Source organism: Pseudarthrobacter enclensis, from assembly GCF_030811655.1.
Lineage (GTDB): Bacteria > Actinomycetota > Actinomycetes > Actinomycetales > Micrococcaceae > Arthrobacter > Arthrobacter enclensis_A.
In genome coordinates this window covers 28,406-47,325 of sequence record NZ_JAUSRE010000016.1, presented here as the reverse complement: position 1 = coordinate 47,325, position 18,920 = coordinate 28,406, and the positions used below count along the sequence as shown (strand labels likewise).

The 18,920-nt window shown below is 66.6% G+C and carries 19 protein-coding genes and 1 tRNA gene; 10 read left to right on the top strand and 10 right to left on the bottom strand.

Going from position 1 to position 18,920, the window contains the following annotated elements; translation table 11 throughout:
• Positions 1-11 precede the first annotated feature (11 nt).
• Positions 12-1,031 (bottom strand): LacI family DNA-binding transcriptional regulator, encoded by a 1,020-nt coding sequence (locus J2X98_RS15020; protein WP_141944389.1) that lies wholly within the window; start codon positions 1,029-1,031, stop codon positions 12-14.
• Between the two features lie 135 nt (positions 1,032-1,166).
• Here J2X98_RS15020 and J2X98_RS15015 point away from each other — a divergent pair, with 135 nt between their 5' ends.
• Together J2X98_RS15015 and J2X98_RS15010 are read left to right on the top strand one after the other, a co-directional pair.
• Positions 1,167-1,508: a YciI family protein gene (locus tag J2X98_RS15015; protein WP_141944391.1), complete on the top strand. Its 342-nt coding sequence runs from the start codon at positions 1,167-1,169 to the stop codon at positions 1,506-1,508.
• Positions 1,508-2,122 (top strand): M23 family metallopeptidase, encoded by a 615-nt coding sequence (locus J2X98_RS15010; RefSeq protein WP_307309617.1) that lies wholly within the window; start codon positions 1,508-1,510, stop codon positions 2,120-2,122. Before J2X98_RS15015 ends, J2X98_RS15010 begins: the two co-directional genes overlap by 1 nt.
• 87 nt (positions 2,123-2,209) lie before the next feature.
• Here the strand turns inward: J2X98_RS15010 and J2X98_RS15005 are convergent.
• Positions 2,210-2,282 (bottom strand) — tRNA-Lys (locus J2X98_RS15005).
• Between the two features lie 209 nt (positions 2,283-2,491).
• On the opposite strand from J2X98_RS15005, the gene J2X98_RS15000 reads away from it, so the two are divergent.
• The 4 genes from J2X98_RS15000 to J2X98_RS14985 all read left to right on the top strand — a co-directional run bounded on the left by J2X98_RS15000 (position 2,492) and on the right by J2X98_RS14985 (position 5,679).
• Complete coding sequence (locus J2X98_RS15000; RefSeq protein WP_141944395.1) at positions 2,492-3,151, top strand: hypothetical protein; 660 nt, start codon at positions 2,492-2,494, stop codon at positions 3,149-3,151.
• A gap of 312 nt (positions 3,152-3,463) precedes the next feature.
• The gene (locus tag J2X98_RS14995; RefSeq protein ID WP_307309614.1) at positions 3,464-4,081 is read left to right on the top strand and encodes a DUF47 domain-containing protein; all 618 of its coding nucleotides are present in this window, start codon (positions 3,464-3,466) and stop codon (positions 4,079-4,081) included.
• A 1-nt stretch (position 4,082) separates the two neighbouring features.
• Positions 4,083-5,093 (top strand): inorganic phosphate transporter, encoded by a 1,011-nt coding sequence (locus J2X98_RS14990; RefSeq protein WP_141944399.1) that lies wholly within the window; start codon positions 4,083-4,085, stop codon positions 5,091-5,093.
• Positions 5,094-5,271: 178 nt separating this feature from the next.
• Positions 5,272-5,679, top strand: a complete 408-nt coding sequence (locus J2X98_RS14985; RefSeq protein WP_307309611.1) for a hypothetical protein — start codon at positions 5,272-5,274, stop codon at positions 5,677-5,679.
• Between the two features lie 21 nt (positions 5,680-5,700).
• Here the strand turns inward: J2X98_RS14985 and J2X98_RS14980 are convergent, their stop codons facing one another.
• From J2X98_RS14980 to pstS, 5 genes are all read right to left on the bottom strand, one after another.
• A complete protein-coding gene (locus J2X98_RS14980) occupies positions 5,701-6,150 on the bottom strand; it encodes a hypothetical protein (protein ID WP_307309608.1) in 450 nt (149 codons plus the stop codon).
• Positions 6,151-6,242: 92 nt separating this feature from the next.
• A complete protein-coding gene (pstB, locus tag J2X98_RS14975) occupies positions 6,243-7,022 on the bottom strand; it encodes a phosphate ABC transporter ATP-binding protein PstB (protein WP_307309605.1) in 780 nt (259 codons plus the stop codon).
• Between the two features lie 82 nt (positions 7,023-7,104).
• A complete protein-coding gene (pstA, locus tag J2X98_RS14970; protein ID WP_141944406.1) occupies positions 7,105-8,217 on the bottom strand; it encodes a phosphate ABC transporter permease PstA in 1,113 nt (370 codons plus the stop codon).
• On the bottom strand, positions 8,218-9,150 hold the full coding sequence (gene pstC, locus J2X98_RS14965) for a phosphate ABC transporter permease subunit PstC (protein WP_307309601.1): 933 nt from the start codon (positions 9,148-9,150) through the stop codon (positions 8,218-8,220). It lies immediately after the preceding gene.
• Positions 9,151-9,254: 104 nt separating this feature from the next.
• A complete protein-coding gene (gene pstS, locus J2X98_RS14960; RefSeq protein ID WP_307309598.1) occupies positions 9,255-10,376 on the bottom strand; it encodes a phosphate ABC transporter substrate-binding protein PstS in 1,122 nt (373 codons plus the stop codon).
• A gap of 251 nt (positions 10,377-10,627) precedes the next feature.
• Between pstS and J2X98_RS14955 the strand changes: the two genes are divergently transcribed.
• The 3 genes from J2X98_RS14955 (at position 10,628) to J2X98_RS14945 (ending at position 14,966) form a co-directional block, all read left to right on the top strand.
• Positions 10,628-11,755 carry an FUSC family protein gene (locus J2X98_RS14955; RefSeq protein WP_141944412.1) on the top strand — a complete coding sequence of 376 codons (1,128 nt, stop codon included), beginning with the start codon at positions 10,628-10,630 and terminating at the stop codon, positions 11,753-11,755.
• Between the two features lie 29 nt (positions 11,756-11,784).
• A complete protein-coding gene (gene radA / locus J2X98_RS14950) occupies positions 11,785-13,158 on the top strand; it encodes a DNA repair protein RadA (RefSeq protein WP_307309596.1) in 1,374 nt (457 codons plus the stop codon).
• 242 nt (positions 13,159-13,400) lie between these two features.
• Entirely contained in the window at positions 13,401-14,966 is a 1,566-nt protein-coding gene (locus tag J2X98_RS14945; protein ID WP_307309594.1) for a sensor histidine kinase, read from the top strand.
• A gap of 57 nt (positions 14,967-15,023) precedes the next feature.
• Here J2X98_RS14945 and J2X98_RS14940 read toward each other — a convergent pair whose 3' ends face one another.
• Positions 15,024-15,263 carry a hypothetical protein gene (locus J2X98_RS14940; RefSeq protein WP_141944418.1) on the bottom strand — a complete coding sequence of 80 codons (240 nt, stop codon included), beginning with the start codon at positions 15,261-15,263 and terminating at the stop codon, positions 15,024-15,026.
• Between the two features lie 135 nt (positions 15,264-15,398).
• On the opposite strand from J2X98_RS14940, the gene J2X98_RS14935 reads away from it, so the two are divergent.
• Positions 15,399-15,887, top strand: coding sequence for an NUDIX domain-containing protein (locus J2X98_RS14935; RefSeq protein ID WP_307309589.1), 489 nt, complete (start codon positions 15,399-15,401; stop codon positions 15,885-15,887).
• A 104-nt stretch (positions 15,888-15,991) separates the two neighbouring features.
• On the opposite strand, the gene J2X98_RS14930 is transcribed toward J2X98_RS14935, so the two are convergent.
• Positions 15,992-17,221 (bottom strand): beta-ketoacyl-[acyl-carrier-protein] synthase family protein, encoded by a 1,230-nt coding sequence (locus J2X98_RS14930; RefSeq protein ID WP_307309586.1) that lies wholly within the window; start codon positions 17,219-17,221, stop codon positions 15,992-15,994.
• Between the two features lie 6 nt (positions 17,222-17,227).
• Positions 17,228-18,841, bottom strand: coding sequence for a peptide chain release factor 3 (locus J2X98_RS14925; protein WP_141944424.1), 1,614 nt, complete (start codon positions 18,839-18,841; stop codon positions 17,228-17,230).
• Positions 18,842-18,920 lie beyond the last annotated feature (79 nt).

The window sequence follows — 18,920 nt, the reverse complement described above, 5'->3', positions numbered from 1 at the left end:
AAGCGCGTGGCCTAGGCGGGAGCTGGCGGCGCAGTACTGGCACGGACCACGAGTTCGGGCGGGACCACTGTGGAGCTCACCGGGGCGCCGGACTCGATTTCCTTGAGCATGATGTCCATGCAGCGGCGGCCCAGTTCTTCGAAGTCCTGGCGGACGGTGGTCAGCGGGGGCGTGAAGTAGCCCGCTTCCGGCTGGTCGTCGAAGCCCACCACGGAGACGTCGTCGGGCACCCTGACCCCCGCCTCGGTGAAGGCGCGCAGCACGCCCAGTGCCATCTGGTCGTTCCCCACGAAAATGGCCGTGGCGGTGAGCCTGGAAGCAAGCCTGCGGCCGATTGCGTAGCCGCTGCCAGCGCTCCAGTCCCCTTCCACCAGCAGGGACTCGTCCAGGCCTGCTTCCCGGAGCACGGCACGCCATCCCTCCGCGCGCTCGGCACCGTCCGTCCAGTCGGGCGGACCTGCAATATGTCCGATCTGCCGGTGCCCCTCCCTGACAAGGTGTTCGACGGCGAGCCTGGCACCCGCGCGCTGGTCCACCATCGCCCCGCTGACCTTCGCGCTGCCGGCAGAGCCCACAGCCACCACCGGGACGGGAAGGTTCATCTGCTCCAGCACGGCGAGGGTGTCCGAGTGCGGTACCAGCACCGCGATCCCGTCCACCGCCTGGTCCATGAAGTGGCCCACGGCATTGGAGATCGCATCCCTGCTGACCTCCCGCAGGGCAGCGATGCTGACAAAGTAGCCCGCATTGCGGGCGGCATGTTCAACCCCCAGCAGGGTGTTGGCCGGGCCGTACTGGGAAAGTTCGCTGGCCAGCACCCCGATGGTCTGCGAGCGCCGCGTGACCAGGCTCCGGGCCGCGGTGTTGCGCCGGTACCCCAGCTCCGCAATGGCGGCCTCCACCTTTTCCCGAGTCGACTTGCTGACGCTGGGATGGTTGTTCACCACACGGGAGACGGTCTGGTGGGAGACGCCCGCCACTTTGGCCACGTCTTCCAGGCGCGGCATCCGGCCCTTGCTGGTATTTGCCATGTGCCTATTGTGCCTGCTCGGCGGCGCTTCTCCCGTGGTACATGGCCGCGGCCGGAATGCGGCGGAATCCTTGCGCGGCACGGGCACCCGGAGAAGGATGAAGGCACCCCCGTTTGCACAGAAGGAGCCGGTGGAATGACCAAGTACCTGATCTCTTTCCCCAGCGCGGCCATGGACATTCCCGACGGCGGCCTGCAGGAGGTTACGGACGCAGCGCACGCAGTGGTCCGGGAGGCAAAGGACGCCGGCGTCTGGGTCTTCGGCGGCGGCATCGATGAGAGCGTCCCGCCCGTCATGGTCAGCGGCAACGGAACCGTAAGTGAAGGGACCTATCCCCAGACGGCGCACATCGAGGGCGGTTACACCGTGCTGGAACTGCCCACCTACGACGCCGCACTGCACTGGGCCGCCAAGATCGCCGCCGCCTGCCGCTGCGCGCAGGAGGTGCGCGCCTTCCAGTACGATCCCGCCAGCTAGTGGAAGCAGGGCAGGTGGACCTGGAGTATCCGTTTGCCGGCCGCTGGTTGGTTCAGAACTCGCCCGCGGACCGGGTGCCCAGCCATGGAACAGAGCCCTTCGGTACAAGCTGGGCCATCGATTTCACCCCGGTGGATGGCAGCGGGCGGTCCGCCCCGATCAGCCTTGCAGCATTCTTCCGGCCGGAGCCGCCGGAACGCTTTGCAGGATTCGGCAGGCCTGTCACGGCACCGGTTTCAGGGGTGGTCCGCGCCGCCCGGGACGGCGGGCCTGACCACGCTGCCTTCCGTGGCCTGCCCTCGGTCAGGTATGCGGCAACCCAGGCGTGGCGGGCGCGGGAGGGGTGGATGGGGCTGGCCGGCAACCACGTGATCATCGAGGGCGAAGGGGTGTTCATCGCCCTGTGCCACCTGAAGCGTGGGAGCGTCTGCGTCCGCCCGGGCCAACTCGTCGGGGTTGGGGACGCGATCGGCGCCTGCGGCAATTCCGGCAACAGCACCGAGCCTCATCTGCACATCCAGGCCATGGACTCGGTGGATCCGGGGCGGGCTTCCGCCGTCCGCATCTCGTTCCCCGGCGGACTGCCGCGGAACGGGACGATTGTCTCCGCCTAAGAGGGGGATTTCACCACAACCGGCGTTCAACCGCTTAAAGCGGAAAGTCCGCCGTCGTACGCGGCGGACTCCCGAAGTCACTGTGGGTGGGCCCTGTGGGGCTCGAACCCACGACCCACGGATTAAAAGTCCGATGCTCTACCAACTGAGCTAAAGGCCCCTGCCGGTCAGTCAAACACGCTGTGTCCGCCCGTCCGGCCCAATCCATTTCTGGACGTTAATACTCTAACCCATGGTTCCGGCGTCTTCGCACATGCTCCGGACGCCGCCGTCGGCCGCTTTAACCACCCGGCCGCGGCTCCTACCGCCGGTGTTGGCCGGGCGTCCGGATGCTCGATTTCCATCGGCGCACAGGAGTAGCGTGGGGGCATGAGCGAGCAAGCAGGAACCAGTCCGTACGGCGGCAGCAACCGGCACCACAAGCCCAAGCCATTCGCGCCGATGGACTTCGAGCCCTTCGCAGGCGGCGCCGACCCCGCCCGCGTCTCGGAGGCCGCCCACCTCGCCGCCCAGGCCCTGGTACGCCATGGCCGTGACAGCGACGATCCCCAGGTGACCGAACGCCTGGTGCGGCTCGCCGACGAGCAGGGCCTGGAAGCCATCGCCGAGATGTGGGCCGAGAGCCCCGCCCGATCCCTTCCCGGCGCACTGTGGCGGCTGTACGCCCTGCGCGCGGCCACCGTCCAGGACCCCGAACGCATCTCGGTCTATTTCCGCGCCGGCAAGGACACAGCGCAGGTCTCCAACGTGGTGGCCGGTGCTGCCGAGCCCCCTGGCGCCGATGAAATGCGCAGCATGGCGGACGCCATCCTCTCCGGCGCGTTCGATGGCGACTTCGACGTCGCGCTGGAACGTTCCGCCGCGTTCTGCCGCGTGGTGGCCCTCGGCCAGGCCACCCTCGCCGACGGCGCCGAGCACGCCAACGAAGCACACGCCAGCAAACTCACCCGCAACTCCCACCAGCTGGTGAAGACCGCGGAGGACCTGGAGCACGCCGCCAACGCGTGGCGCCTTGGCGAACTGGACTGACCCCGGCGGGGGCAAAGACCGCTTCCTTCCGGACAAACCGGGCCTCCGCTGTCAAGATTGACTTGCACGGGGTGAAGTAGAAGACTGAAACCGGTGCCGAACCGCGAAACCCCCGGGCTTCAACAATTAGCCGCCTAGAGCGGCCTACCGCCGAGAGGCGTATCCGGTTCGGCACCATTTTTCTGCCCTCTTCCAGGGGCCGATTCAGAGGGTGCAGTTAAGGGCCGGTAGAGTAGGCGACAGCTGCCCGCCGGAGTCAAGTCACACGGCAGCAGCCCCCGCCCTGATAAGTCCCCGGAGACCGGTAAACACGTGAAGCTGCGCCTTTTTCCCCAGGAGCCCGCAGGGCTGAACCTGCTCTCTCAGATGGCACACCAAATCGTGCTGGCCAGCGCCACCCTGGCCGAGATCCTTGGCGTACCTGCGGACGAGCACGGCGGCCTCGTGGAAGACATGCACAACATCGAGGCCAAGTCCGCCGAGCTGCACTTTGCTCTCCTGACCCACATGCGCACCAGCTTCGTGAACCCCCTCCCCCGCGAAGACATGTACGCCCTGTCGCGGTACCTCAACGAGGCCATGGAAAAGATGGATGCCGCCGCGGAACTGGTGGCCCTGTACAGGCTTGACCGGTTACCCAAGCGCGCGGCGGACCAGCTGGAAATCATCAGCCGCCAGGCCGAACTGACGGTCGACGCCATGCGCCGGCTCAATGACCTTGATGACCTCGAGGACTACTGGATCGAGATCCTGCACCTTGCCAAGCGGGCCGAGCGGACCCACCGGGTCTGGGTGGCGGACATGATCGCGGACATGAAGTGGGCCCAGTACTCCCGCAACAGGGACATCGCCAACCAGTTGGTGGAGGTCACCAAAGACATGCGCCGGGTGGCCACCCAGGTAGGCAGCATCATCGTCAAGGAATCCTGAGGTGTCGGGGGTCATCTTCGCCGCAGTGGTCGTGCTGGCGGCGGTCTTTGCCTTCCTGAACGGCTTCCGGGATGCATCCACCTCAGTGGCCCTGGCCGTGCGGAACAGGGCCCTCACTCCCAGTGTGGGCATACTGCTCGCCACGTTCTTCAACTTCGTCGGCGCCCTCCTGAGCGCCATGCTGGCGGTCGCGGCCAGCCAGACCTGGATCAGCCTTCCGGCCGGAAGTGACGGGCTCTCCATCCTGGTGGCCGGACTCGCGAGCGCCTGCGCCTGGGGCCTGCTGACATGGCACCGGGGGATCCCGGCGTCCTCCACCCATGCCCTGGTGGGTGGCCTTGCCGGAGCAGGCCTGGCAAGCCTGGCCGTCGGCGGCCCGGGAGTGGCCGGCGTGGACCAGTCGCTCCTGTTCCAGGTGGTGCTGCCGCTGGTGCTGTCTCCGCTTGTGGCCTACAGCGGTTCGTTCCTCCTGGTCTACCCGGCCACGTGGGTGGCCCGCTACACGCAGCCCAACGTGGTGAACCAGCGCTTCCGCCGGGGCCAGGCGGTGGCGGCAGGGGCGGTAGCCTTCGGCCACGGCCTGCAGGACGGACAGCGCGTCAGCGCGGTACTCCTGCTGGCCCTCCTGGCGGCCGGACATTCCGACGGCGGGATTCCGCCGTGGGTGGCAGCGCTCTCCGCCGTGATGATGACGGCCGGCACACTGTTCGGCGGGTGGCGCATTTCGCACACCATCGGCTACAAGATCACCAGGATTGATCCCCTGCGCGGCTCCGTGGCCCAGACCTTCAGCGCGCTGATGCTCTTCGTGGGCGCCATCGGGCTCCACTGGCCGCTGTCCACCACGCACACCGTCACGGCGGGAGCGCTGGGCGCCGGAGAGAACCAGCATTTTTCGGTGACCAACCGCAAGCTTGTCATCCGGATCCTGTGGTACTGGGCCCTCACGCCCCTGGCCACTTGCGCACTGGCCTTCGTGCTGGCGCTGGCATTGTCCCCCGTCTCCATCTAGTCCGGGCAACCCGGGGTGCAGTTCCCCTATACAGGCCCAAAGCCGTGACGTAGATTCGAAAGTGCGTCCCGGCCACGGTGCCGGGGACTGGCCGTCCGCGCCATGTGCAGGGCTGTGGACGGGCGCCGCTGCAGCAACACGGCGGCTTGGATGCACATCGCGGAAAAGAGCAGGCACCATGTCTCTCCCGTATTCCCGAGGTCCGCTGCCCCAGCCCCGGCAGCTCCAATGCGAGGCCTGCGGAACCGAGAACCAGCTGACCATCCACGCCATCACGGCGATCGGCGCTGCCGGAGGGGATTTGGTCACGGTCTCCTACACCTGCAACGACTGCAGCCTCTTCCAGGAACACACCGCTTACGCCACGGACGTGGCAGCTGCTCTGAACCAGGTCCGCTGGATGGCCAAGGTGGTCCTCTTCGGGGACGACTACATCCACTGCGGGTTCCCCATGGAGGAAGCGGAGTTCGAGGTGGAGCGGCTCTGCTACCGCAGCAGCAACACGGGCAGCGGACTCAACGCGGTGTCCCTGCCCACCCGGGTCCTGCGCTGCCACTGCGGGTTCCAGCTCGAAGTACCGGAGTGAACCGCCCAGCCCGGCTACAGGCTACAGCTGAATGCCCTCTGTTCCACCCGGCGCGGCCATGAGGACGGTTGCAAGCTCGTCAGGTGACAGGTTCGCAGCCGCGCAGAGCTCAACGTGCGCGATTCCGGAAGCGGAGGCGTTCCGGACCGCCTGCCGCAGGGACTCCTGGGCGTTGTCCAGTTCCCACTGCATGCTTTCAAGGAGCGAACTGGCCCGCCAGACCACTGACAGGACGTCCTCCTCCGCAGCGGCTGCCGCCACCGCAAGGTGGGGTTCGAGTTCCGGGGCCAAGGGACCTGCCGCCAGGGGTCCCGCCAAACTGGCTGCCGCGGCAAAACCCTCCGCCGGCAGCACGGGATCCGACAGCACTGAGTCCTGCAGTACGGCATCCTGTGCCGCTGCACCTGCGCCCGCTCCAGGCAGGGACACCGTAAGCGGCGGGCCCAGGGGGCTGCTGGCCGTCTGCGTCATGGCAAAACTCCTTAAGCTGGCTTACTACTAGTCCCGAAAGTATCTAGTTCAGCGTACTAAACGGGTTGGCAGATAGCCAACGGGAGCGGTGTTTATCCGAAGCGTCCGGAGACGTAGTCTTCGGTGGCCTTCTGGACCGGGTTGCTGAAGATGGTGTGGGTGTCGCCGTATTCGATCAGCTTGCCGGGCTTGCCCGTGCCGGCGATGTTGAAGAACGCGGTCTTGTCCGACACGCGAGCCGCCTGCTGCATGTTGTGGGTCACGATGACCACCGTGTACTGGTCCTTGAGCTCATTGATGAGGTCCTCGATGGCCAGGGTGGAGATGGGGTCCAGGGCGGAGCAGGGCTCGTCCATGAGGATCACCTGCGGCTCCACCGCAATGGCGCGGGCAATGCAGAGCCGCTGCTGCTGGCCGCCGGAGAGCCCGGAGCCGGGCTTCGCCAGCCGGTCCTTGACCTCGTTCCACAGGTTTGCGCCCTTGAGCGAGCGCTCCACCAGGACATCGGCCTCGCCCTTGGAGATCTTCTTGTTGTTCAGCTTCACGCCCGCCAGCACGTTGTCCCGGATGGACATGGTGGGGAAGGGGTTGGGGCGCTGGAAGACCATGCCGATCTGCGAGCGGACGGTCACGGGGTCAACGCCGGGGCCGTACAGGTTGTCGCCGTCGAGCAGGACCTCCCCCTCCACACGGGCGCCGGGGATGACCTCGTGCATGCGGTTCAGGGTGCGGAGGAAGGTGGACTTTCCGCAGCCGGACGGCCCGATGAACGCGGTGACGGACTTGGCCTCGATGTTGATGCTGACGTCCTCCACGGCGAGGAAGTCGCCGTAGTACACGTTCAGGTCCTTGACGTCGATGCGCTTAGACATGGTGTTCCTTCACTTACTGGGTATGGGATGAAGTCTAGGATCCGCCGCGGCTGGGCGGAAGGAGGTGCCGCAGGCTCGCGGGTTACCGGCCTTTTTTGGGGGCGAAGATCCGTGCGATCAGTCGTGCCACCAGGTTCAGGACCATGACCAGGATGATCAGCACCAGCGCCGCACCCCATGCCCGCTGCGATGACGGACCGGGGTTGGAAGGCGAGGTGGGGTTGAGGATCTGGGTGTAGATGAAGGTGGGCAGCGAGGCCATCCAGCCGCCGAACACGTTCGAGTTGATGCTGGTGGCGAAGCCGGCGGTGACCAGGATGGGGGCCGTCTCGCCGATGACCCGGGCGATCGCCAAAGTGACGCCGGAGGCAATGCCGGAAATCGCCGTCGGAATGACCACCTTGAGGATGGTCCGCCACTTGCGGACGCCCAGGGCGTAGGCGGCCTCGCGGAGTTCGTTGGGGACGATCTTGAGCATTTCCTCGCTGGAACGGACCACCACGGGGATCATCAGCACTGAGAGCGCGACGGCGGCCACGGCGCCGGTTTTGGTGCCCGGGCCCACCACCGCGAAGAAGAACGCAGCAGCGAAAAGGCCGGCCACGATGGAGGGGATGCCGGTCATGACGTCCACGAAGAACGTGATGGCCTTGGCAAGGCGTCCGTCGTGGCCGTACTCCACCAGGTAGATGGCGGTGAGCAGCCCGACGGGCACGGAGATCACGGTGGCCAGAAGGGTGATCTGCACGGTCCCCAGGAGGGCGTGGTAGATGCCGCCCATCACGGGGCCCCCGCTCTCCACGGCCTTGTTGTCGAAGGCGCCCGTCACGCCGTTCATGGAAGTGGTAAGGAACCCGGGGTCGAGGAGCCCGGGAATGCCGTTGACCAAAACGGTCCAGATGACCGAGACCAGGGGCAGCAGCGCCACCAGGAACGAGCCGACCACCAGGCAGGTGGCCAGCTTGTCCTTGGCCTTGCGGGAGCCTTCCACGGCTGCGCTCCAGGAAACCAGGCCCACGGCGAACAGGATCGCGGAGACCAGCCCCCAGCCAAACGGATTGAAGCCGATCAGGGCAAGGACGGCGGCACCGAGGATCAGGGCTCCAGCGAGCACCGCATAGGGCGCGTACTTGGGCAGCTGGCCCTTGGTGAGGGCAGACCGCTTGCTGCGGACCGGGGTGAGGGTGGAGGTCATTTAGTTGGCTCCCGAGAAGTCCTTGTGCCGGGTAATGACCCAGCGGGCGATCATGTTCACGGCCAGGGTGATGACGAACAGCACCAGGCCGGCAGCGATCAGGGTGCTGACCTTGAGGCCGCTGGCTTCCGGGAAGTTCAGGGCGATCTCGGCAGCGATGGTCTGGTTTCCGGACTGGATGAGGCTGGCGGTCAGGGCGCCGGAGGAGAGCACCAGGGCAACGGCCATGGTCTCGCCCAGCGCGCGGCCCAGGCCCAGCATGATGGCGCTGATGATGCCCGGCCGGGCGAAGGGCAGCACGGCCATCTTGATCATTTCCCAGCGGGTGGCACCAAGGGCCAATGCGGCTTCCTCGTGCAGCTTGGGGGTCTGCAGGAAGATCTCGCGGGACAGCGACGTGATGATCGGCAGGACCATGACGGCAAGGACGATGCCCGCGGTGAGGATGGTCTTGCCGGTGGTGGAGGCCGGGCCCTCGAAGATGGGCAGCCAGCCCATGTTTGCGGCCAGCCAGCCGTATGCCGGTGAGATCTCCTTGGCCAGGAAGGCTGCGCCCCACGCGCCGTAGACAACGGACGGGATGGCGGCGAGGAGGTCCACTACGTAGCCCAGTCCTGAGGCCAGCCCGCGCGGCGCGAAATGGGAAATGAACAGTGCCACTCCGATGGCGATGGGGGTGGCGATGACCAGCGCAATAACCGCGGCAAACAGCGTGCCAATCACGATGGGCCAGATGTAGGCGAAGAAGCCCTGGCCGCCCTGGATCTTGTCGGCGGGTGCGGTAAGCGCCGGTACTGCCTGGACTACCAGGAAAAGCGCGACGCCGAAGAGGACGGCGAGGATCAGGCACCCGGCTGCCAGTGCGGCACCGGAAAAGACTTTATCCCCGGCGCGCCCGGCGCCCTGGGTACTGGTCAGCGTGGTGGCGGTCATTCGACGGCCCTTCGGTTCGTTGCTTGGTTGAGGAGGCGGGGTGCAAAAGCCAAGTTCCCCGCACTGCCTTCCGGCAGGCGGGGAACCCGGTTTTACAGTGTCTGCTAGGACTTGACCTTGATCGAGTCAATGGCCTTGGCGGCCTTGGCTGCGAGGTCAGAGGACAGCGGAGCGGACTTGGCCGAATCGGCTGCAGCCTTCTGGCCGTCAGAGGAAACTACGTAGTGCTCGAAGGCCTTGACCAGGTCAACGGTCTCCTGCTTGTCGTACGTGGTGCACAGGACGTGGAAGGACACCAGGACGATCGGGTAGGCACCGGCGATGGTGGTCTTGCGGTCCAGCTTGATGGAGAGGTCGTTGGCGGCGCGGCCGTCAACGGGCTTGCCGGCGTCCACTGCCTTGGCCGCGGCATCGGCGGAGATCTTGGTGAAGGAGTCGCCAACCTTGATCTGCGCGACACCCAGCTTGCCGCTCACGGCGGAGTCGTCAGCGTAGGTCACGGCACCGGGGGTGTCGGTGACGGTCTTGACCACGCCGGAGGTACCCTTGGCGTTTTCGCCCTGGAGGCTGGAGGGCCAGACACCGGCTGCCTTGTCGGTCCAGACGTCGGAGGCTGCGGCGGACAGGTAGTCGGTGAAGTTCTGCGTGGTGCCCGAGTCGTCGGAGCGGTTCACCGGGGTGACCTTCAGGTCGGGCAGCGAGACGCCTGCGTTCAGGGCGGCGATGGCGGGATCGTTCCACTTGGCGATCTGGCCGCGGAAGATCTTGGCCACAGTGTTGGCGTCCAGCTTCAGGTCCGTGACGCCGGGAACGTTGAAGGCCACGGCGATCGGGGAGATGTAGACGGGAACGTTGATGGCGCCCTCGGGGCCGCAGACGGACTTGGAGGAGGCGTACTCGTCATCCTTCAGGTAGGCGTCGGACCCTGCGAACTGGGCCGAGCCGTCGAGGATGGCTTTACGGCCGGCGCCGGAGCCGTCCGGGGAGTACTGGACACTGGCGCCGGGGTTGGCGGAGGCGAAGTTGGTCTTCCACGCGTCCATGGCGGCGCCCTGGGCGGAAGAGCCGATGCCGGTCAGCGTGCCGGTGACCTTGGGGCCGGAGGCGGACTGGCCGGCGGCAGGCGACGTGCCGGTGGCGTTGTCTGAACCGCAGGCGCTGAGCGCGAGAGCGCCGGCTGCGATAACAGCGATAGCCGCGTGGCGGCCAAAGCGGAGTGCCTTCACTAGATGTACCCCTTCCAGGGTTATTCAGGTGCGGACAGGGACGGAGAACCCTGCAGCGCGATGCGTACGTTTTGTACCTTCAAGAAAGGTATGGGCCGCAGGTAACGGGATGGGCTGTGGAAGGTGAACGGAGGATTAACGACGGCGGGATTTTGGCTTACAAATGCCGGGTCACCATTGCGCGGATCACATGTCCGGCCGTAGTGGGGACACGGATCTGGAAAGACCTGGCAGCAAATAGACTGAACGGCATGGCTCCAGCAGCAGGACTCTCAGCAGGCAGGCGGTTCCTGCACGGCCGTATCCGCACCGGACTCATCCGGAGCCGCAATTCCCTGGTTCCGGCCATCCAGATGACGATCTGCGCCGTGGCCGCCTATGCGTTCGCAGAGTACGTCCTGGGCCACACCGGACCCCTGTTCGCGGCCACCTCGTCCCTCATCGCCCTTGGCTTCTCGCGGGAGCCGCGGCTGCGGCGCGTGGTGGAGGTGGGCCTCGGCTGCACCCTAGGAATAGCCGTCGGCGACCTGCTCCTGCACTGGCTGGGCAGCGGAATCTGGCAGGCCGCCGTCGTCCTTCTTTTTTCCATCCTTCTGGCCAGGTTCCTGGACAGCGGCAACATCTTCACCACCCAGCTGGCACTCCAGTCGCTGCTGGTGGTGCTGCTGCCGGCGCCGTCGGGCGGCCCTTTCACCCGCAGTATCGATGCCGTGGTGGGCGGCCTGTGCGCGTTGCTGGTGACCATCCTCATGCCCAAGGATCCGCGCCGCGAGCCGCGCCGCGATGTCCAGAAGCTGCTGCATGAACTGGCCGAGGTGCTGCGCGAGTGTGCGGGAGCCCTGGCCAACAGCGACTCCACGCAGGCCTGGCACGCGCTGATCCGCGGCAGGAACTGCCAGCCCCTGGTGGACGCCATGCGCCAGTCGCTCCGCGCGTCCGGGGAGGTGGCTACCCTGGCACCTGCCTACCGGCGGCACCGTGATGAACTGGAGCGGCTGAAGCAGTCGCTGGATTTCATCGACCTGGCGCTGCGCAACAGCCGCGTCTTCGCCCGGCGGCTGACCAGTGCCATCAACCATGCGGCCCTCTCGGACGAGGCGACGGACAGCATCGCCGGGGTGCTCCAGGAGACCGCTGCCGCAATCGACGAGCTGTCGCTGGGCCTTGCGGAATCGCACGACGGCGTCCGCCGCGCCCACCTGCGCACGGCCCGCATGGACTTGAGTGAGATCGCCCTGCGCCTGCACCCGAAGCTGCTGGAGGTGCAGCGGCTGGAAGGCGAAACGGTGGTCATGCTGTTCCGTCCGCTGATGGTTGACCTCCTGGAGGCCACGGGCATGGACGCGGACGAGGCCAGGGACGTGCTGCCGGCACTGTAGTGTCAGTGCCCGCCACTAGGGTTGAACGCATGGCAATAAAGACTTCCCGGGCGTCCAAGGCGCCCGCGTACAAATGCGCCGAATGCGGCTGGACCACGGTCAAGTGGGTGGGACGCTGCGGCGAGTGCCAGGCCTGGGGCACCGTTGAGGAAACAGGCACCGCGGTGGCACGGACGACGGCGGCCACAACCGTGGCGGAGCCTGCGCGGAAGATCGCGGACGTCGATGCCACCACGGCGGCGTTCCTCCCCACCGGCGTTGACGAACTGGACCGGGTACTGGGCGGCGGCCTGGTTCCCGGCGCCGTCATCCTGCTGGCAGGCGAGCCCGGCGTGGGCAAGTCCACCCTGCTGCTTGACGTGGCGGCCAAATTCGCGCGGACTGCCCGGGACGTCCTCTATGTCACAGGGGAAGAGTCGGCCGCCCAGGTGAAACTGCGCGCGGAGCGGATCGACGCCGTCGCGGAATCCCTCTATCTGTCCGCCGAGACCGACCTGGGCCAGGCACTGGGGCAGGTGGAGAAGATCGAACCGCGGCTGCTGATCGTTGACTCAGTGCAGACGCTCAGCAGTGCTGATGTGGACGGCAGCGCAGGAGGCGTGTCCCAGGTCAGGGAGGTGGCGGCCTCCATCATTGCCGCAGCCAAGCGACGCAACATGACAACGCTGTTGGTGGGCCATGTGACCAAGGACGGTTCCATCGCTGGCCCGCGGCTACTGGAGCACCTGGTGGACGTGGTGTGCCAGTTCGAGGGTGAACGGCATTCGCGGCTGCGTCTGCTCCGGGCCGTCAAGAACCGGTACGGGCCCACCGATGATGTCGGCTGCTTCGACCTGAATGAGAACGGCATCGAAGGCCTGGCTGATCCCAGCGGGCTATTCGTAAGCCGCACCAAGGACCCGGTGTCGGGCACCTGCATCACCGTCACCATGGAGGGCCGCCGCCCCCTGCTGGCGGAAGTGCAGTCCCTGCTCGCCGAAAGCCCAAACGCGCAGCCCCGGCGGGCCACCAGCGGCCTGGACAGTTCGCGCGTCTCCATGCTGTTGGCCGTACTGCAGCAGCGTGCGGGGACCCTGTTGCACAAGGACGACTCCTACGTTGCCACCGTGGGCGGGGTGAAGCTCAGTGAACCGGCAACAGACCTTGCCGTTGCCCTTGCGGTAGCCTCCGCCAAGGCCCGCAAACCACTGCCCATCCGGCTTATTGCCTTCGGTGAGGTGGGGCTGGCCGGGGAGGTCCGCCCCGTCCCAGGCATCAACCAACGCATACAGGAGGCCCACCGGTTGGGATTCACCCATGCGGTGGTTCCCGCCAGCCATGCAGGCCCCGGACCGGTGCCTGCAGGGTTTTCCGTGCGCGAAGTGGAGCACCTGACGGAAGCCCTCAGCCTCCTGATCGGCTAGCATCGGCGTCGTGTTGGCGCCAGGGGATGTCCGGGCCCCGGCAGGCCCGCCCCTGCAGGGTAATGTAGGTCCAGAACCTTCTCGCAGACGGAGGCTTACACTTCTGTGCCGGGGGCAGCGTGGTAATTGGGGAAGAGCAGGAAACCGCCCGCGCGGTTGACCATGGGCGCAGGGCGCCGTTACAGCCGGTGGTGTCCGACCGGCTCGATGGGCTCTTCGGCAGCCTGAGCGCCAGGAGGCGCGTGGCAGCAAGCCAATCGCCGGTCACGTTGGCCATGGTCCTCGTAGTGGTTGCCACGGCCGTTTTCAGCCCGGAGACCCTCAGCAGCAACCTGTTCACGGCCGCGCTGCTGTTCCATCTGGTCATCGCCACCTTGTGTTTGGCCATACCCTGGGCCCGGCTCCCGGCAGAGGCGTTTGCCGTGATCCCGCTTATGGATTGCATTGCCATCGGTCTCACCCGGCAGGCGGGTGGCCCCACCTTCAGTGTGATGAGCGTAATGCTGGTGTTTCCCGTCATCTGGCTCTCTGCGCAGGTCCGCTCCCTCATGCCTGCCCTTGCCATTGCCGGCACCATCCTCAGCATCGTTGTTCCCGCGGCCGTGCAGGGGTCGCCGCCCGCCGGGGGTTCGATGATCCGGACCCTGATCCTTCCCTTGGTCATGTCCGTCATTGCGGTGACCGCGCATGTGGTGGCCACCACCATCCGCCGCCAACGCCTCAGCCTGGTCGAAAACGAGCATGACCTGGCACGAACCCTTGGTGAAAGCGTCCGCCGCCAGAACCTGCTCGATGCTGTCCTCAAAGCCGTTGGGGTAGGCGTATGGGTGGTGGACCCAAAGGGCAACACAGTGCTCGCAAACAAGGCCATGCGGGGGGACCCGGTCCTGGCCGGCGTCAGCGGGTCGGCAAGAGGCCAGCAGCTGCTGCTGTCTGCGGACCGCTCAACCCCGGTACCGGCAGGTCTGCTTCCCGCAGCCCGCGCTGCCGCAGGGGAAACGTTCACGGACGAGTTGTACTGGGCTGGCCCAGCCGACAACCAGCGCGCCTACTCGGTCAGTTCGCATGGATTCCCACCGGCGGGCGGCCAGGAAGGAGGTGCCGTCATAACGTTCGTGGACGTGACCAGCCTGATCGCAGCACTGGCGGCAAAGGACAACTTCGTCGCTACGGTGTCGCACGAGCTGCGGACCCCGCTGACTTCCATCCTCGGGTACCTGGAACTGGTCCTGGAGGAACCGGGGCATGAGGACATCCAGTATGAGCTTCTGGTGGTGCGCCGCAACGCGGAGCATCTGCTGAACCTGGTCAATGACCTGATCGCTGTTGCGTCGGAGCGCGTGGACCTCTCCCAGGAGGAGGCTGATCTGGCCCGGCTGCTCACCCTTGAGGTTGACGGGGCCTTACCCAAGGCAGCCAGCAACGGCCTGCAGCTGGTGCTGGACGTGGAGCAGCCACTGCCGGCAAGGATGGATACGCGGCGAATCAGCCAGGTGATCCGAAACCTGCTCTCTAATGCAATCAAGTACTCCCCCAACGGCGGCCTGATCACAGCCAGTGCCGCCAAAACCAAGGCGGGCCTGGCGTGCTCCATCACGGACACCGGCCTGGGAATGACCGCCGAAGAGCAGGAACAGGCGTTCACCAAGTTCTTCCGTTCGGCACGGTCCAGGGAAACAGCCATTCCCGGCGCAGGCCTGGGACTGCCGGTCAGCAAGACCATCGTGGAAGGCCACGGTGGCTCAATCAGCCTGGAGAGTAAGCCCGGGGTGGGCACCAAGGCTACCTTTACGCTGCCTGGATCCTGACCGCGTCCGCCAGCTCACGCCGCAGCAACCCGGGTCCGGGCCGGGGCCGGGCAGCAGTCAGGAGCCCGGGGCCGCCAGCCAGCGGGAGACGTCGCTGCGCAGCACCAGCAGCGGTCCCCCGGTGGCGCTGACGTTTCCGTTCGAGACGTAGTACCCGCGGCCCGAACCGGCTCCCCCTGCCGCCCGGTCCAGGGCATCAACCAGATGCCGCGGCAGGTGGCCCTGCGGACCAAGGTTGCGGAGCTCATCCACTTCTTCCGGCGTCAGCCGGCCCAAAACTTCAGCAATGTTGGCCATGGGTGGTCCCGTCCCTTTCGAGCAGAGTGCCTGGCAATGTGCCTGAGGGAATAACCTAGAGCAGCGCCGTGAACGCCACGTTAACGGCGGAAGGCAACTGCACTTCGTCTGCGAAGTGACCCGTTTGGAGGATCGATGCCCGTTCGAAGCGCAGGCTTGCTGCTGTACAGGCAGGACGTGGCCGGCCCCGGCGGCACGCGGGACGCGCTGGAGGTGTGGATAGCGCACATGGGCGGCCCGTTCTGGGCCCGTAAGGACGTGCACGCCTGGTCCATCCCCAAGGGCGAGTATGCCGACGGCGAGGACCCCCTGGCCGCCGCACTGCGCGAGTTCGCAGAGGAGATGGGAACTGCCGCCCCCGAAGCCGCCTACCGGCTGCTGGGCGAGTTCCGGCAATCCTCCGGGAAGCTCATCACCGTCTACACGGCGGAGGCCGATTTCGCCCCCGAGGTGATCAGCAGCAACACCTTTCCGCTGGAGTGGCCCAAAGGGTCCGGCCGGATCCAGCACTACCCCGAGATTGACGACGCCCGCTGGTTTCCGGAGCAGGAGGCCCGGCTGAAGCTCGTGAAAGGCCAGCTGCCCGTCCTCGAGGCACTGGTTGAGGACATGGCGGACAACTAGTTCACCCGCTTGGAAGCCCTGCTGCATCCGGATCGCCGGATCGGTGCCGGGACGCCGGACCGTACCGGCGTTCCCGCACCGTACCGGCGTTGTCGGCGTTTTGGCTAACCAGCGGTGAGGACCAGGGCCACGCTGTGGCCGCCGAAGCCGAAGGCATTCACCAGCCCTGCCGGTGCATAACCCGGCGGGAGCTCGTGGGTGGCCGCGGTGATGACGTTGAGGTCCACCTCCGGGTCCAGCGCGTCAACGTTCAGCGTGCCGGGAAGCCGGCCCGTGCGCAGGGCTTCCAGAGCCACGACGGCGGCCAGCGCACCTGCGCCGCCCAGCAGGTGGCCTGTATGCCCCTTTGTGGACGTCACCGGAACGGAGGCCCCGAAGACGTCGCTGATGGCCTGGCCCTCCAGCCGGTCTCCCACGGGCGTGGAGGTGGCATGCGCATGGACGAATCCGACGTCCCCCGGCTGCAGGCCTGCAGAGGCCAGCGCTTTCTGCATGACGCGGCGCTGCATGGCGGGATCGGCGGCCACGATGTCGTTGGCGTCGGAGGTCACCGCACCACCGGCGACGGCCCCCAACACTGCTGCGCCGCGGGAACGGGCGTGCGCTTCGCTCTCCAGCACCACCACGGCGGCACCCTCGGCCAGCACAAAGCCGTCCCGGCCGGCGTCGAACGGACGCGACGCAAGCTGCGGGTCGCCGGAGCGGGTGGACAAAGCCCGGATCTGTGAAAACCCGCTGATCACCAGGTCATTCACCGAGGCATCCACGCCACCGGCAATCACGACGTCGGCGGCGCCGGACCGGATCAGCTCGGCTGCCTGGACAATCGCTTCCGCCCCGGAGGCGCAGGCACTGACGGGGGTGCGGGCACCGCCGCGGGCTCCGAGGTCGATGGACACCCACGCGGCGGGGCCGTTGGCCATGAGCCGGGTCAGGGTGTGCGGCGAGACCTTGCGCGGACCGGACTGGTTCAGCGTGCGGTCCTGCTCAATGGTGGACCCCAGGCCGCCGTACGCTGAGCCAATCACCACGGCGAACCGCTCGGGATCCACTTCCGGTGCGCCTGCCTGGGACCAGGCCTCGCGCGCAGCGATCAGGGCCAGTTGCCCGCAGCGGTCCATGCGCTTCATTTCGCGGGTGCTGAGGTGGGCCGACAGATCCGCCCTGACCTGCCCCGCGATCTTCACCGGCAGCTGTTCCGCCCAGTCCTGCCCAAGGTTGCCTATACCGGAGCGCCCGTCCAGCAGGGCCTCCCATGTTTCCTTGACGCCGGCACCGATGGGGTTGATGGTGCCGGCACCGGTGACGACGGCGCGGGGTGCGGGAGTGTTCACGGTGCCTTACTTAGCGGGGTTGTGGGTGCCGATGGGCACGAGGGTCAGGTCCGGGTGGTTCTTCTCGATCCGGCGCAGCGCCCACACGTCGTTGAACAACGCAAGGTACTCGCCGTCGGACCGCAAAAGTACCTCCGCGCCCGGTACGTTTGCCAACGCCGGCATGGCATCCGCCGTCGTAATCCTGGCCAGGGAGTAGGGCAGCCGCTCCAGGCGCATGGGGGCGCTGAAGTCATGCGCCATGCGGTCCTCCACCACCTCGAACTGCATGGGCCCGACGGCGGCAAGCACCGGCGCCTGGTCCCCGCGGAGGTCGGAGCGGAGCAGCTGGATGACGCCCTCGTGTTCCAGTTGCTCGATGCCGCGGCGGAACTGCTTGAACTTGCTGGGGTCCTTGGAGCGTGCCACCTGGAAGTGCTCGGGGGCGAACAGCGGGATGGCCGGGTACTCCACGGCTTCGTCAAGGAAGAGGCTGTCCCCTACACGCAGCGATGAGGCGTTGACCAGGCCCACAACGTCCCCGGGGTAGGCCTCGTCGATGACTTCGCGTTCGCGGCCGAACACCTGCTGTGCGTATTTGGTGGCGAACGACTTGCCCGTCCGGGTCTGGGTGACCACCATGCCCCGTTCGAAGACGCCGGAGCAGACCCGGATGAAGGCCACGTGGTCGCGGTGGGCCTTGTTCATGCCGGCCTGGACCTTGAACACGAAGCCGGAGAACGGGGACTCGACCGGGCGGGGGTTGCCGTCGATGTCCGGCCGGGGTGCGGCCGGCGGGGCAAAGTCCACCAGCGCGTCCAGCAGTTCCTTCACACCGAAGTTCAGTGCGGCCGAGCTGAACAGGATGGGGGTTGCCTGGCCCGCGTGGAACGCCTCCACGTCGAACTCAAGGTTGGACTCGACTACCAAACCGGCTTCGTCCACGGCGTCGGACCAGTTGCTGCCCTGGTCCTCCGCGGCTTCCTCGGGAGTGAAGTACTCGGTGATGGCGATCTGTGCCCCGGCGTTGTTGCGCTGGAACCGGGCGAAGCGGTCGTTGCGCAGGTCCCAGACGCCGCGGAAGTCGCCGGAGATGCCCACGGCCCACGTCAGCGGCATGGGCTGCAGGCCGGTGCGTTCGGTGATTTCGTCCATCAGTGCCAGGGCATCCAGGCCCGGGCGGTCCCACTTGTTAATGACGGTGATGATGGGCAGGTTGCGCTGCTTGCAGACCTCGAAGAGCTTCATGGTCTGGGTTTCCAGGCCTTTGGCGGCGTCCACGAGCATCACGGCGCAGTCGACGGCGGCGAGCACGCGGTAGGTATCTTCCGAGAAGTCGGCGTGTCCGGGGGTGTCCAGGAGGTTGATGACAGTGTCGCGGTAGGAGAACTGCAGGGCGGCCGAGCTGATGGAGATGCCGCGGTCCTTTTCCATCTGCATCCAGTCGGAGACAGTTTCCTTGCGGTTGGCCTTGCCGCTGGAGGCACCCGCCGTACCGATCACTTTTGCATGCAGGGCCAGCGCTTCGGTGAGAGTGGACTTTCCGGCGTCCGGGTGCGAAATAACGGCAAAGGTCCTGCGACGGCCCGCTTCCTTGTGAATCGCGGAGATCCGGGCGGGGGTCAGGACATCTTGGGACACGGTGCTACTTTCGCTGCGGTTGTTTCTGCCCGGGGCGGTGTGCGACTCGAGGGCGGGAATGTCATTGGCAAACGGCCAA

What these genes read in the sequence shown, in the direction of transcription:
- pstB (WP_307309605.1), bottom strand. Translation starts at nt 7,022, where the DNA reads ATGTCTAAGCGCATCGACGTCAAGGACCTGAACGTGTACTACGGCGAC.
- J2X98_RS14940 (WP_141944418.1), bottom strand. Translation starts at nt 15,263, where the DNA reads ATGGCCAACATTGCTGAAGTTTTGGGCCGGCTGACGCCGGAAGAAGTG.
- radA (WP_307309596.1), top strand. Translation starts at nt 11,785, where the DNA reads ATGGCAATAAAGACTTCCCGGGCGTCCAAGGCGCCCGCGTACAAATGC.
- J2X98_RS14935 (WP_307309589.1), top strand. Translation starts at nt 15,399, where the DNA reads ATGCCCGTTCGAAGCGCAGGCTTGCTGCTGTACAGGCAGGACGTGGCC.
- J2X98_RS14980 (WP_307309608.1), bottom strand. Translation starts at nt 6,150, where the DNA reads ATGACGCAGACGGCCAGCAGCCCCCTGGGCCCGCCGCTTACGGTGTCC.
- J2X98_RS15020 (WP_141944389.1), bottom strand. Translation starts at nt 1,031, where the DNA reads ATGGCAAATACCAGCAAGGGCCGGATGCCGCGCCTGGAAGACGTGGCC.
- J2X98_RS15000 (WP_141944395.1), top strand. Translation starts at nt 2,492, where the DNA reads ATGAGCGAGCAAGCAGGAACCAGTCCGTACGGCGGCAGCAACCGGCAC.
- J2X98_RS14955 (WP_141944412.1), top strand. Translation starts at nt 10,628, where the DNA reads ATGGCTCCAGCAGCAGGACTCTCAGCAGGCAGGCGGTTCCTGCACGGC.
- pstC (WP_307309601.1), bottom strand. Translation starts at nt 9,150, where the DNA reads ATGACCGCCACCACGCTGACCAGTACCCAGGGCGCCGGGCGCGCCGGG.
- J2X98_RS15015 (WP_141944391.1), top strand. Translation starts at nt 1,167, where the DNA reads ATGACCAAGTACCTGATCTCTTTCCCCAGCGCGGCCATGGACATTCCC.
- J2X98_RS14985 (WP_307309611.1), top strand. Translation starts at nt 5,272, where the DNA reads ATGTCTCTCCCGTATTCCCGAGGTCCGCTGCCCCAGCCCCGGCAGCTC.
- pstA (WP_141944406.1), bottom strand. Translation starts at nt 8,217, where the DNA reads ATGACCTCCACCCTCACCCCGGTCCGCAGCAAGCGGTCTGCCCTCACC.